Source organism: Streptomyces sp. S.PNR 29, from assembly GCF_030386795.1.
Taxonomy (GTDB): domain Bacteria; phylum Actinomycetota; class Actinomycetes; order Streptomycetales; family Streptomycetaceae; genus Streptomyces.
Map to the genome: position 1 here is coordinate 527,339 of NZ_JANUQM010000003.1, position 13,729 is coordinate 541,067.

A 13,729-nucleotide genomic window follows, 5' to 3' on the forward strand; every position below is an offset into this window, starting at 1 on the left:
TGCGTGGCATGACGTACGTTCGTGAGATGAGGGACTCGCGTGACATGAGTTACCGATGGGAAGAAGCGGAAGCCCTGCTTCCGTCCTGTCCGTCGGCGTAGCGTCGGCTGCGCGCGTCCCCCTCACCCCGCGGCCACCGCCCTCCCCGCGTGGCGGAGCCCCCATCAGCACACCCACCAGGACCGGCGAACCACGTGAGCTCCTCTTCCTCCCTCAGGCACCCGTCGCACCCCCAGGTGCGGCGGGGGGCCCGTGGCGCTTACCGACTGGTGCGTACCCCGCCGGCACAGGTGGACCCTCCTCTTCTGGACGCCGCGCAGCGTGCCGTGGTTGACCACCGGACGGGTCCGCTGCTCGTCCTCGCGGGTCCGGGTACCGGAAAGACCACCACGCTGGTCGAGTCCGTGGCGGCGCGGATCGCCCGGGGCGGGGACCCGGAGCGGATCCTGGTACTGACCTTCAGCCGCAAGGCCGCCGTCGAGTTGCGCGACCGCATGGCACTGCGCATAGGGGCGGCGCGCGCCCCCCAGGCGACCACCTTCCACTCGTTCAGCTACGCGCTGGTCCGCGCCCACCAGGACAGCGACCTGTTCGTGGAGCCGCTGCGGCTGCTGTCCGGCCCCGAACAGGACGTCACCGTCCGGGAGCTGCTCGCGGGCCAGGTGGACCTGGAGCGGCTCGGCCTCGCGCATGTGCGCTGGCCCGACGAACTGCGTGCCTGCCTGACCACTCGCGGTTTCGCCGACGAGGTCCGCGCGGTCCTCGCCCGCAGCCGCGAACTGGGCCTGGGCCCCGACGCCCTGGAGGCCTTCGCCCGGCGCATCGGCCGCCCCGACTGGCGCGCCGCGGCCACCTTCCTCGCCGAGTACCTCGACGTGCTCGACCTCCAGGGTGTGCTCGACTACGCCGAACTGGTCCACCGCGCGGTACTCCTCGCCCGCCGCCACCAGGCCGCCGGGCGGCTCGCCGCGCGGTACGACGCCGTGTACGTGGACGAGTACCAGGACACCGACCCGGCGCAGGTACGGCTGCTGCGCGCCCTGGCCGGCGACGGCCGCACCCTCGTCGCCTTCGGCGACCCCGACCAGTCGATCTACGCGTTCCGGGGCGCGGACGTGAACGGCATCCTGGACTTCCCGTACGCCTTCCCGCGCGCGGAGGGCCGCCCGGCGCCCGTCGAGGTGCTGCGCACCTCCCGTCGCTCCGGCGCCGCCCTGCTGGCCGCCACCCGGCTGCTGACCCAGCGCATGCCGCTGCCCCGCCTCCCCGCCGACAAGGCACGCGCCCACCGGGAACTCACCCCGGTACGGGACGGAGGCAGCGTCGAGGTGTACACGTACCCGACGCCCGGAACCGAGCTGGACAACATCGCCGACATCCTCCGCAGGGCACACCTGGAGGACGGCGTCCCCTGGGGCGAGATGGCCGTCCTGGTGCGCGCCGGATCCCGCAGCATCCCGACGGTCCGCCGCGCCCTCACGTCGGCGGGCGTGCCCCTGGACGTCGACGGCGACGACCTGCCCCTGCGTCACGAGCCAGCGGTGGCGCCACTGCTGACGGCGCTGCGAGCGGTGGCGACGGCGGAAGCGGTCCCCGGCGAGGAGAACACCTGCTGGCTCGACACCGAAACCGCCCTCACCCTGCTCGCCTCCCCCCTCGCGGGCATGGACGCCGCCGACCTGCGCCGCCTCGGCCGCGCCCTGCGCGACGAGGAGCGGGCGGCGGGCAACCCCCTGCCGGCGCCCTCGGACGAGTTGCTGGCGCGGGCGCTCGCCGAGCCGGAGCGCCTGGCCGTGCACGACCCCACGTACGCGCGTGGCGCCCAGCGCCTCGGCGCGTTGCTCCGCAAGGCCCGGGAACGCCTCGCGGGCGGCGGTACGGCCGAGGAGGCGCTGTGGGACCTCTGGGACGGCACCCCCTGGCCCGCACGGCTGGAGCGGGCAGCCCGGCGCGGCGGCGCTGCCGGGCGCAACGCCGACCGCGATCTGGACGCCGTCTGCGCGCTGTTCGCGACCGCGGCCCGCGCGGAGGAGCGCACGGGCGGCCGGGGCGCCCTGAACTTCCTGGAACAGATCGAGGCCGAGGACATCGCCGCCGACACCCTCACACGGCGTGCCGTCCGCCCCGACGCCGTGCGCCTGATGACCGCGCACCGCTCCAAGGGCCTGCAGTGGCGCCTGGTGGTCGTCGCGGGCGTCCAGGAGGGCCTGTGGCCGGACCTGCGCCGCCGCGGCTCCCTCCTGGAGGCCGACCGCATCGGCCGCGACGGACTCGCCGAACCCCTCACCCCCGGGGCCCTGCTCGCGGAGGAGCGCCGCCTGTTCTACGTGGCCGCCACGCGCGCGCGTGAACGCCTGGTCGTGACGGCGGTGAAGGCTCCCGCGGACGACGGCGACCAGCCGTCCCGCTTCCTGACCGAACTCGGGGTCGAACCCCGGGACGTCACCGGCCGCCCCCGCCGCCCGCTGAACGTCGCCGCCCTCGTCGCCGAACTGCGCGCGACGACCGTCGACCCGCGTGTCTCCGACGCCCTGAGGGAGGCCGCCGCCCGCCGGCTGGCCAGACTCGCCGCACTCGCCGACGAGGACGGCCGCCCGCTGGTGCCCTCCGCACACCCCTACCGCTGGTGGGGCATGTTCGAGCCGACCGAGAGCAAGGTGCCCCTGCGCAACCGCGACCAGCCCGTCGTGCTCTCCGGCAGCGCCCTCGACCAGCTCGCCAACACCTGCGCCCTGCAGTGGTTCCTGGGCCGCGAGGTGAAGGCCGACGCACCCGCCACCGCCGCCCAGGGCTTCGGCAACGTGGTGCACGCCCTCGCCGACGAGGTCGCCTCCGGACACACACCGGCCGACCTCGCCGTTCTCATGGAGCGCCTCGACTCCGTGTGGAACGCCCTCGCCTTCGACGCGCCGTGGAAGTCGCAGCAGGAGAAGGACAACGCACGCGTGGCGCTCGAACGCTTCCTGCAGTGGCACGTCATGGACCGCGCGGGCCGCACGCCGGTCGCCAGTGAGCACGACTTCGACGTGACCCTGGAGGCGGGCGACTACGAGGTGCGCATCCGCGGCCAGATGGACCGCGTGGAGGCCGACGGGGAGGGCCGCGCCTACGTCGTCGACTTCAAGACCGGCAAACAGGCGCCCAGCACCAAGGAGGTGGCCCGCCACCCCCAGCTCGCCGTCTACCAGCTCGCCGTCCGTGAGGGCGCCGTCGACGAGGCCTTCGACGGGGTGCGCCCCGAGCCGGGTGGTGCCGAGCTCGTCCAGCTGCGCCAGGGCGCGGCCAAACGGGACGGCGGCGAGACGCTGCCCAAGGTGCAGGCCCAGGAGCCCCTGGAGGGGGAGTGGGTCGGCGAGTTGCTGGCCACGGCCGCCGGCAAGGTCCTCGACGAGCGGTTCACGCCGACCGCGGGCCAGCACTGCACGCACTGTGCGTTCCGGGCGTCGTGCAGCGCGCGGCCCGAGGGGCGGCACGTGGTCGAGTAAACGTGAGTGATCTCATGAACCACACGTGCTGACCTGCACTTCTTCCGGATCGTAGGGGGATCACCGCACCCACTGTCGGTGCCCGCCGCTAGCCTCTCTGAGGTGTCCGCGCGTATCACCGATCCCGATCAGCTCAAAGAGCTCCTCGGCATCCCCTTCACCCCGGAGCAGACGGCCTGCATCACCGCGCCGCCCGCCCCGCAGGTGATCGTGGCCGGAGCCGGGTCGGGCAAGACGACGGTGATGGCGGCACGCGTGGTGTGGCTGGTCGGCACCGGTCAGGTCGCCCCCGAACAGGTGCTCGGGCTCACGTTCACCAACAAGGCCGCCGGCGAACTCGCCGAACGCGTCCGCAAGGCCCTGGTCAAGGCCGGTGTCACGGACCCCGACGTCATCGACCCGGACAACCCCCCGGGCGAGCCGGTGATCTCCACGTACCACGCCTTCGCGGGCCGTCTCCTGACCGACCACGGCCTGCGCATCGGCCTCGAACCGACGTCCCGTCTGCTCGCCGACGCCACCCGCTACCAGCTCGCCGCGCGGGTGCTGCGCGAGGCTCCCGGCCCCTACCCGGCGCTGATCCGCTCCTTCCCGGACCTGGTCGGCGACCTCCTCGCCCTCGACGCCGAGCTCGCCGAACACCTCGTACGGCCGGAGGACCTGCGCGCATGGGACGCCGAACTGCTGCGCACTCTGGAGGGCGCCAAGCTCACCAACGACGACCTGCGGAAGGTTCCCAAGGCGGCCGCCGCGCGCAGGGAGCTCGCCGACCTGGTGGTCCGCTACCGGGCCGCCAAACGCGAGCGTGACCTGCTGGACTTCGGTGACCAGATCGCCCTGTCGGCCCAGCTGGCCGCCCTCCCCGACGTGGGCCGCATCCTGCGCGACGAGTTCCGCGTGGTCCTCCTCGACGAGTACCAGGACACCTCGGTGGCCCAGCGCATCCTCCTGGCGGGCCTGTTCGGAGGCGGCACCGGCCACCCGGTGACGGCCGTCGGCGACCCCTGCCAGGCGATCTACGGCTGGCGCGGCGCATCGGTCGCCAACCTCGACGACTTCCCCGAGCACTTCGCCCACGCCGACGGCCGCCCCGCCACCCGCCAGGCGCTCAGCGAGAACCGCCGCAGCGGCGGCCGCCTCCTCGACCTCGCCAACGGCCTCGCCGAGCCGTTGCGCGCCATGCACGCGGGCGTGGAGGCCCTGCGCCCGGCCCCCGGCGCCGAACGCGACGGCCTGGTGCGCTGCGCCCTCCTGCGCACCCAGGCCGAGGAGATCGACTGGGTCGCCGACTCCATCGCCCACCTCGTACGGACCGGAAAGGCGCCCGGCGAGATCGCCGTCCTGTGCCGTACGGCGACCGACTTCGCCGACATCCAGGGCGCGCTGGTCGCCCGGGACGTCCCGGTGGAGGTCGTGGGCCTGTCGGGGCTGCTGCACCTGCCCGAGGTGGCCGACCTCGTCGCCGTCTGCGAGGTCCTCCAGGACCCCGGCGCCAACGCCTCCCTCGTCCGGCTGCTGACCGGCCCCCGCTGGCGCATCGGGCCGCGCGACCTCGCCCTCCTGGGCCGCCGCGCCCGGCTGCTCGTGGCCCACGCGCGCGTGGACGGCGACGACGACCCCGATCGCCGGCTCGCCGAAGCCGTCGAAGGAGTCGACCCGGCCGAGGTGATCTCGCTCGCGGACGCCCTCGACACGTTCCTGGAGACGCCGCTGGAGGGCACGGTGGAGGACGACGGACTGCCGTTCTCGCCGGACGCGCGCGTGCGGTTCGCGCGCCTGGCCGCCGAACTGCGCGACCTGCGCCGCTCCCTCGCCGACCCACTGATGGACGTCCTGCACCGGGTCCTCGCCGTCACCGGCCTGGAAGTCGAACTGTCGGCGTCCCCGCACGCCTTGGCCGCCCGTCGCCGCGAGACCCTGTCCAACTTCCTGGACATCGCCGCCTCCTTCGCCGCGGGCGACGGCGAGGCCACCCTGCTCGCCTTCCTCGGCTTCCTGCGCACCGCAGCCCAGTACGAGAAGGGCCTCGACAACGCCCTTCCCGGCGGCGAGAACACCGTCAAGGTGCTCACCGCGCACAAGTCCAAGGGCCTGGAGTGGGACGTCGTGGCCGTCCCCGGCCTGGTCACCGGGACCTTCCCCAGCACACAGGGCCGCGAGAAGTGGACCGCCCAGGGCAAGGTGCTGCCGCACGAACTGCGCGGCGACTCCGACACCCTGCCCGAGGTCGAGTCATGGGACTCGCGCGGCCTGAAGGCCTTCCACGAGGCCATGAAGGACCATCAGCACACCGAGGAACTCCGCCTCGGCTACGTCACCTTCACCCGCCCCCGCTCCCTGCTGCTGGGCTCCGGCCACTGGTGGGGCCCCACCCAGAAGAAGCCCCGCGGACCGTCCGACTTCCTCCAGGCCCTGTACGACCACTGCGCCGCCGGGTACGGCGAGATCGAGGCGTGGGCGGACGAGCCCGCCGAGGACGAGGAGAACCCCGCCCTGCACCGGGCGACCGCCGACCAGGTGTGGCCGCTGCCCCTCGACGAGGCCGCCCTCGCCCGACGGCGGGCGGCCGCCGAGACGGTCCTCGCCCACCTGGAGGACCTGGCCTCCCACCACGACGGTCACCCCGCGGCAGCGCACGACCCGGACCGCTACGACGACCCGGACTGGCCTCCGCCACCGGACGACGAAGACCCTTACGGCGAAGCCCCCTTCGAAGAGGACCTGCTTCTCGGCGAGGACCCGGCCGACTGGGACTCCTGGACCACAAACCGCCCGACCGTCCCGCATCAGGCGACGGCCCCGGAACCCCCCGCCACACCTCCGCAGGCCCGCCCCCGTCCCGCCCGGCCGGACCTCCTCACCCCGGAGGAGGCCCGCACCGTCGCCTCCTGGGACCGCGATCTCGACGCCCTCACCGGAGAGCTGCTGCGCACCCGCGAGAGCGTCACCGAGGTGCCCCTCCCGGCGTCCCTGACCGCCTCGCAGCTGCTGCGCCTCGCCGCCGACCCGGACGGCTTCGCACAGGAGCTCGCCCGCCCCATGCCCCGCCCGCCCCAGCCCGCCGCCCGCCGCGGCACCCGCTTCCACGCGTGGGTCGAGGCCCGCTTCGAAGAGCTGACCCTGCCCATGCTGGAACCGGACGAACTGCCCGGCAGCGAGGCCGAGATCGCCGACGAACGCGACCTGGAGGCCCTCAAGGACGCCTTCGAACGGACCGACTACGCCCACCGCACGCCCTACCGCGTGGAAGCCCCCTTCCAGCTCGCCATCGCCGGCCGCGTCGTCCGGGGCCGCATCGACGCCGTCTACCGGGAGGGCGAGGGAGACAGGGCGACGTACGAGATCGTCGACTGGAAGACCGGACGCGGCCGCACCGCCGACCCACTCCAGCTCGCGGTGTACAGACTGGCCTGGGCCGAGCAACAGGGTGTGCCGCTGGAGTCCGTCACCGCAGCGTTCCTGTACGTGCGCAGCGGGGAGGTCGTACGGCCGGACGACCTCCCGGACCGCGCGGCACTGGAACGGCTGCTCCTGGAAGAGCCGGCCGGTGATGAACCGCACGACGAGGACGCCACCGTCGGCCGATAGGCTCGTGACCATGAGCCACACCCCGGACAGCGCCGTCCGCGCGTACATCGAGCAGCACCGCGCCGCCTTCCTCGACGACCTCGCCGAGTGGCTGCGCATACCGTCGGTGTCTGCCCAGCCCGACCACGCGCCCGACGTACGGCGCAGCGCCGACTGGCTCGCTGCCAAGCTCAGGGAGACCGGCTTCCCGGCCGCCGAAGTGTGGGAGACCCCCGGCGCCCCGGCCGTCTTCGCCGAGTGGCCCTCCGACGATCCGGAGGCGCCCACGGTCCTCGTCTACGGCCACCACGACGTGCAGCCCGCCGCCCTTGAGGACGGCTGGGACAGCGACCCCTTCGAGCCCGTCGTCCGCGAGAACCGCCTCTACGCGCGCGGGGCGGCCGACGACAAGGGCCAGGTGTTCTTCCACACACTCGGCGTCCGCGCCCACCTCGCCACCAGCGGCCGCACCGCCCCCGCCGTGCACCTCAAGCTGCTCATCGAGGGCGAGGAGGAGTCCGGCTCACCACACTTCCGCGCACTCGTGGAGCAGCACGCCGAGCGGCTCGCCGCCGATGCCGTGATCGTCTCCGACACCGGCATGTGGTCCAAGGACACCCCCACGGTGTGCACGGGCATGCGCGGCCTCGCCGAGTGCGAGATCCGGCTGTACGGCCCCGACCAGGACATCCACTCCGGCTCCTTCGGGGGAGCCGTGCCCAACCCGGCCACCGCGGCCGCCCGGCTGGTCGCCGCTCTGCACGACGACCACGCGCGCGTGGCGATCCCCGGCTTCTACGACGGTGTGATCGAGCTCACCGACCGCGAGCGCGCACTCTTCGCGGAGCTCCCCTTCGACGAGCAGCAGTGGCTGAGCACCGCCAAGTCCTACGCCCCCCATGGGGAGAGCGGGTACACCACCCTGGAGCGCCTCTGGGCCCGCCCCACCGCCGAGGTCAACGGCATCGGCGGTGGCTACCAGGGCCCCGGCAGCAAGACGATCATCCCGTCCTCCGCCATGGTGAAGCTGTCCTTCCGGCTGGTCGCGGGACAGGACCCCGACCACATCGAGAAGGCCGTCCGCGACTGGGCCGCCGAGCAGGTGCCCGCGGGACTGCGCTGTGAGATCACGTTCGGCTCGGCCACACGCCCGTGCCTGACGCCGCTGGACCACCCGGCGCTGCAGTCCGTGGTCCGCGCCATGGGCCGCGCCTTCGAAAGACCGGTCCGCTTCACCCGCGAGGGCGGCTCGGGACCGGCCGCCGACCTTCAGGACGTCCTCGCCGCCCCGGTGCTCTTCCTCGGCATCTCCGTCCCGTCCGACGGCTGGCACGCCCCGAACGAGAAGGTCGAGCTGGACCTGCTCCTCAAGGGCGTCGAGACGACCGCGTACCTGTGGGGCGACCTCGCAGCACACTGGCGCCATGCGCCCTGAGCGTTCCACGCCGTCCGGACCGGCATCCCGCGCGGGGCACACTGGAAAGGCCGCCCCGCACCGCCGAGCCCTCCCGGCCCCGGTCGCCTCCCGCCGTACGTCCCGCTGAACCGCCCGCCGACACAATCCGTTCCACCGGGGGAGTTGGAAGCACCCGTGACCACCTGGACCGACAACACCGCCGACCGCCCCATCTCACTCACCGCCCCGAGCGGCATCGACCGGTCCGCGCACCACCGGCTCGACGAGGCCTGGCTCGCGGCGGCGTGGAGCCACCCCTCGACGCGTTGCTTCGTGGTCTCCGGCGGCCAGGTCCTCATCGACGAGACGGCGGACGGGCGCACCGAACTCGTCATGACCCCCTCCTTCGAGGCCCCGCTCACCGAGGCACACCGCTACTTCCTCGGCATCGACGAGGACGGCGTGAGCTACTTCGCCCTCCAGAAGGACTCCTTGCCCGGCCGCATGGACCAGTCCGCGCGCCCGGCCGGCCTCCGCGAGGCGGGCCTGCTGCTGTCGCCCCGGGACGTGGGTCTCATGGTGCACGCGGTCGGCCTGGAGAACTGGCAGCGCACCCACCGCTTCTGCTCCCGCTGCGGTGAGCGCACCGTCATCGCCGCGGCCGGCCACATCCGCCGCTGCCCCGCCTGCGGCGCCGAGCACTACCCGCGCACCGACCCGGCCGTGATCATGGCGGTCACCGACGCGGACGACCGCATCCTGCTCGGCCGCCAGGTCCACTGGCCCGAGGGCCGTTTCTCGACGCTCGCCGGCTTCGTGGAGCCCGGCGAGTCCATCGAGCAGTCGGTGCGCCGCGAGGTCCACGAGGAGGTCGGCATCAGCATCGGGCAGGTCGAGTATGTCGCCAGCCAGCCCTGGCCCTTCCCGTCCAGCCTCATGCTGGGCTTCATGGCCCGCGCCACCTCCACGGACATCGACGTGGACGGCGACGAGATCCACGAAGCCCGCTGGTTCTCCCGCGACGAACTCGACGCCGCCTTCGCATCCGGCGAGGTCCTCCCGCCGTACGGCATCTCGATCGCGGCCCGCCTGATCGAACTCTGGTACGGCAAGCCGCTGCCGACGCGCAGCTTCCTCTGACCGCGCGAAGGCGGCCCCTGAGACCATCCAGGGACCGCCTTCAGCAATGCCGCGGCAGCGTGCCTTACGCGCCGATCTTCTGCTTCACCTGCGCCAGCGACGGGTTCGTGAGCGTCGAGCCGTCCGGGAAGAGCACGGTCGGCACCGTCTGGTTTCCGCCATTCGCCTTCTCCACGAAAGCCGCGGACTCCGGGTCCTGCTCGATGTTGATCTCGGTGTACGCGATGCCCTCGCGGTCCAGCTGGCTCTTCAGCCGACGGCAGTAGCCGCACCACGTGGTGCTGTACATCGTCACAGTTCCCGGCATGTCTCTCGTGCTCCTTCGGCGGCTCGGGGATGTGTGCTCGCAGGGGATGGAACGTACTTGGCGGCACCGCCATTCCCGCGGGCGGTCCCGGGCGCGGGTGATGCCTGCCGCATCAGTACGACAATCGGTGCCTGCCTGTGGACAACCGACTCACCCGTCTCCGACGACCTGGCAGCATGGCCGTGTGACAGCAGCAACGCACTCCACACTCTTCCCGCAGGTACCGGACTCCGCCGACGCGGTGCTCGAAGGGCTCGACCCCGAGCAGCGCGAAGTGGCCACCGCCCTGCACGGTCCGGTGTGCGTGCTGGCAGGCGCCGGTACCGGCAAGACCCGGGCGATCACCCACCGCATCGCCTACGGGGTGCGTGCCGGTGTCCTTCAGCCCTCCAGCGTGCTCGCCGTCACCTTCACCAACCGCGCCGCCGGAGAGATGCGCGGCCGTCTGCGCCAGCTCGGTGCCGTCGGCGTCCAGGCCCGCACGTTCCACTCTGCGGCGCTGCGTCAGCTCCAGTACTTCTGGCCGAAAGCGATCGGTGGCTCCATGCCCCGGCTCGTCGACCGCAAGATCCAGCTCGTGGCCGACGCGGCAGCCGCCTGCCGTATCCGCCTCGACCGGGGCGAGCTGCGGGACGTCACCGCCGAGATCGAGTGGTCCAAGGTCACCCAGACCGTCCCCGCCGACTACGCCCTCGCAGCCGCCAAGGCCGGCCGTGAGGCGCCTCGCGACCCGGCCGAGATCGCCCAGCTCTACTCCGCCTACGAGGACCTCAAGCGCGAGCGCACCGTCATCGACTTCGAAGACGTGCTGCTGCTGACCGTGGCCATCCTCCAGGACCGGCACGACATCGCCGACCAGGTCCGCGCCCAGTACCAGCACTTCGTGGTCGACGAGTACCAGGACGTCAGCCCCCTCCAGCAGCGCCTGCTCGAACTGTGGCTCGGCGACCGCGACAGCCTGTGCGTGGTCGGCGACGCCAGCCAGACGATCTACTCGTTCACGGGAGCAACTCCCGACCATCTGCTCGACTTTCGCACCCGCCACCCGGGCGCCACCGTCGTCAAGCTGGTCCGCGACTACCGCTCCAGCCCTCAGATCGTCCACCTCGCCAACGGCCTGCTCGCCCAGGCCCGGGGCCGGGCCGCCGACCACCGGCTGGAGCTGATCTCCCAGCGTCCGCCGGGACCCGAACCCGTCTACACCGAGTACACCGACGAGCCAGCCGAGGCCGAGGGCGCCGCCCGCCGCATCCGCGAACTCATCGACTCGGGCGTCCCGGCCGGTGAGATCGCCATCCTCTTCCGTACGAACGCCCAGTCGGAGACCTACGAACAGGCCCTCGCCGACGCCGGCGTTCCCTACCAATTGCGTGGCGCCGAGCGGTTCTTCGACCGCCCCGAGGTGCGCAAGGCGGGCATCGCCCTGCGTGGCGCGGCCCGCTTCGGTGGAAACGACTCCCTCCTCGACGACGCCGTCGACCTGCCGTCCCAGGTGCGTGCCGTGCTGTCGGGCGAGGGCTGGACGCCCGAGCCCCCGGCGGGCTCCGGCGCGGTCCGGGAGCGCTGGGAGTCGCTGGCCGCCCTGGTGAACCTCGCGCAGGACTTCGCCGCGGTCAAACCCGACGCCACGCTGAGCGATCTCGTCGCGGAGCTCGACGAACGGGCGGGCGCGCAGCACGCCCCGACCGTGCAGGGCGTCACCCTCGCCTCCCTGCACTCGGCCAAGGGCCTTGAGTGGGACGCCGTCTTTCTGGTCGGCGTCGCCGAGGGCATGATGCCGATCACCTACGCAAAGACCGACGAGCAGATCGAGGAGGAGCGCCGCCTCCTCTACGTCGGCGTCACCCGCGCGCGCGAACGCCTGTACGTCTCCTGGGCGCTCGCCCGCTCGCCCGGCGGACGACCGAGCCGCCGGCCCAGCCGCTTCCTGGACGGCCTGCGCCCCGGTTCGGCCGCCACTGCCGGTCGCGGCTCCGCGGCCGGCTCCGGAGGAGTGGAGCGCGGCTTCGGCGGCGTGAGCCGCCCCCTGGGCGCCGCTCCACGACGGACGCAGCGCACTCCGGCCCGCTGCCGGGTCTGTGGCCGCACCCTGACCGACGCTGGCGAGATGAAGCTGATGCGCTGTGAGGACTGCCCCTCCGACATGGACGAGGGCCTCTACGAGCGGTTGCGCGCCTGGCGCGCGACCCAGGCGCGGCGCAGTGGACAGCCGGCCTTCTGCGTCTTCACCGACAAGACGCTGATGGCGATCGCCGAGACCGCTCCCGAGGACGAGCACGAACTGGCGCGGATCCCAGGAGTCGGAATACGCAAGCTCAACCGGTACGGAACCGACGTTTTGGCCATCTGTGCAGGCCAGGACGTCGACGGGGTTGACGAAGGCGACTGATGCCAACTCGTCGAAAAAATAGTTTGCGCATGCCCCAGCAATCCCCATAGGTTCTTGGACACGGGGACAGCGGCCTTCTCAGAGGCCCTGATTCCGTGTTGTACTTGCATATCCGCGGACTGGTTCACCCCAGTCCCCCGAGACGCCGAGAGGAGGCGAGTCCAGTGATCAGCATCAACAGCAGCTCCACCGTCAAAATGACCGATCGCTCGGCCGTCTCCGTGTGCATGCTCGGCGTTTCCAACCTGGGCACCGGTCTGTCCGGCATTCGTGCCGCGCGTCCGGCGTCCTCCATTGCTCTCACGGGTCTTCCCGTCCGTGAGCGCAATGAGCGACCGACCAAGGCACTGGAAGCGGTAGTGGCACAGGCGCAGGCCTATGCCTTTGCGGCGACCGGTGCCGGATTCCGGAAGCAGACGACGCAGCACCACCTGATGTGGGCCTTCCGTGGGCCAGAACCCTGGAGTGATCCAGCCTGATCGCCGATCAGGCCGGCGCCTTCAGGGCCGCGGAACCCCATCCGGGATCCGCGGCCCTTCTGTTTGCCCACGATCGTGGGCGGCGGAGCGAAGGAGCCTCGGGACAAGAAAAGAACCCGGTACCAGCCGCCCCCCGGCCAACAGGCCGGAACGACCAGACGAGGAAGACGAACCGTGCAACTCGAAGCGCACGCCCCGTCCGTACCGCCTTCCGACACGATCCCCAAGCCCGGCCCCACGGAGGACCCCACCTTGACCCCGCTCACCGCGCTCACCGCGCTCGACGACGCCATCGAGAACCTCGGTGTACCCGTCCCCTGCCGTGCCAACGACCCGGAGGTCTTCTTCGCCGAGTCGCCTGCGGACGTCGAGTACGCCAAGGCCCTCTGCCGCACCTGCCCGCTGATCGAGGCCTGCCTCGCCGGCGCCAAGGAGCGGCGTGAGCCCTGGGGCGTCTGGGGTGGCGAGCTGTTCGTCCAGGGTGTCGTCGTCGCCCGGAAGCGGCCGCGTGGCCGCCCGCGCAAGAACCCGGTCACGGCATGAACACCGCAGGAACGATCGACCGCCCCCTCACGCACGACCCCAAGAAGCAGGCCCCGATGAAGCCGTCCACCCACGAGCCCGCAGGCTGCGCGACCGAAGACTTCTCCACGAGCGGCGCGAACGACTCGCGTCAGAACAGGACCCGAGAGATGCAACTCATCCCAGAAGCCATGGCCCGTGCGCATATGCACGAGCGCCTGCACGAGGCCGAGCGGGAACGCCAGGCCGTGCGCCTGGTGGCGGCCCGCCGGATGCAGCGCCGAGCCGAGCGTGCCTCGATGCGCGCCCGGCGCGCGCTCGCCATGGCGGTCATGCAGTAACCGATCACACCGCCAAGCGGTGGCCTCCCGGACCGGGAGGCGGAACGCTCCTTGCGGGGCCGGTCCGTTGCGAACGGACCGGCCCCGTGGTGCGTTGACCGCC

General features: G+C 72.4%; 9 protein-coding genes. 8 read left to right on the top strand and 1 reads right to left on the bottom strand.

The genetic code is table 11. The features are described from left to right. The first annotated feature begins 194 nt into the window (after positions 1–194). From NW895_RS11240 to nudC, 4 genes are all read left to right on the top strand, one after another. Complete coding sequence (locus NW895_RS11240) at positions 195–3,485, top strand: ATP-dependent DNA helicase (protein WP_289935269.1); 3,291 nt, start codon at positions 195–197, stop codon at positions 3,483–3,485. Between the two features lie 102 nt (positions 3,486–3,587). Continuing rightward, positions 3,588–7,073: an ATP-dependent DNA helicase gene (locus tag NW895_RS11245; RefSeq protein ID WP_289935270.1), complete on the top strand. Its 3,486-nt coding sequence runs from the start codon at positions 3,588–3,590 to the stop codon at positions 7,071–7,073. A 10-nt stretch (positions 7,074–7,083) separates the two neighbouring features. Next, positions 7,084–8,487, top strand: a complete 1,404-nt coding sequence (locus NW895_RS11250) for a dipeptidase (RefSeq protein ID WP_289935271.1) — start codon at positions 7,084–7,086, stop codon at positions 8,485–8,487. 156 nt (positions 8,488–8,643) lie between these two features. Beyond that, positions 8,644–9,588 carry an NAD(+) diphosphatase gene (gene nudC, locus NW895_RS11255; RefSeq protein WP_289935272.1) on the top strand — a complete coding sequence of 315 codons (945 nt, stop codon included), beginning with the start codon at positions 8,644–8,646 and terminating at the stop codon, positions 9,586–9,588. Between the two features lie 64 nt (positions 9,589–9,652). On the opposite strand, the gene NW895_RS11260 is transcribed toward nudC, so the two are convergent. Then, positions 9,653–9,895 (bottom strand): mycoredoxin, encoded by a 243-nt coding sequence (locus tag NW895_RS11260; RefSeq protein WP_110630344.1) that lies wholly within the window; start codon positions 9,893–9,895, stop codon positions 9,653–9,655. Positions 9,896–9,995: 100 nt separating this feature from the next. Between NW895_RS11260 and NW895_RS11265 the strand changes: the two genes are divergently transcribed. The 4 genes from NW895_RS11265 to NW895_RS11280 all read left to right on the top strand — a co-directional run bounded on the left by NW895_RS11265 (position 9,996) and on the right by NW895_RS11280 (position 13,626). After that, positions 9,996–12,284, top strand: a complete 2,289-nt coding sequence (locus NW895_RS11265; RefSeq protein ID WP_289935273.1) for an ATP-dependent DNA helicase UvrD2 — start codon at positions 9,996–9,998, stop codon at positions 12,282–12,284. Between the two features lie 164 nt (positions 12,285–12,448). Next, positions 12,449–12,763: a hypothetical protein gene (locus NW895_RS11270; RefSeq protein ID WP_289935274.1), complete on the top strand. Its 315-nt coding sequence runs from the start codon at positions 12,449–12,451 to the stop codon at positions 12,761–12,763. Between the two features lie 174 nt (positions 12,764–12,937). Beyond that, entirely contained in the window at positions 12,938–13,306 is a 369-nt protein-coding gene (locus NW895_RS11275; RefSeq protein WP_289935275.1) for a WhiB family transcriptional regulator, read from the top strand. Continuing rightward, on the top strand, positions 13,303–13,626 hold the full coding sequence (locus NW895_RS11280; RefSeq protein WP_289935276.1) for a hypothetical protein: 324 nt from the start codon (positions 13,303–13,305) through the stop codon (positions 13,624–13,626). Before NW895_RS11275 ends, NW895_RS11280 begins: the two co-directional genes overlap by 4 nt. Positions 13,627–13,729 lie beyond the last annotated feature (103 nt).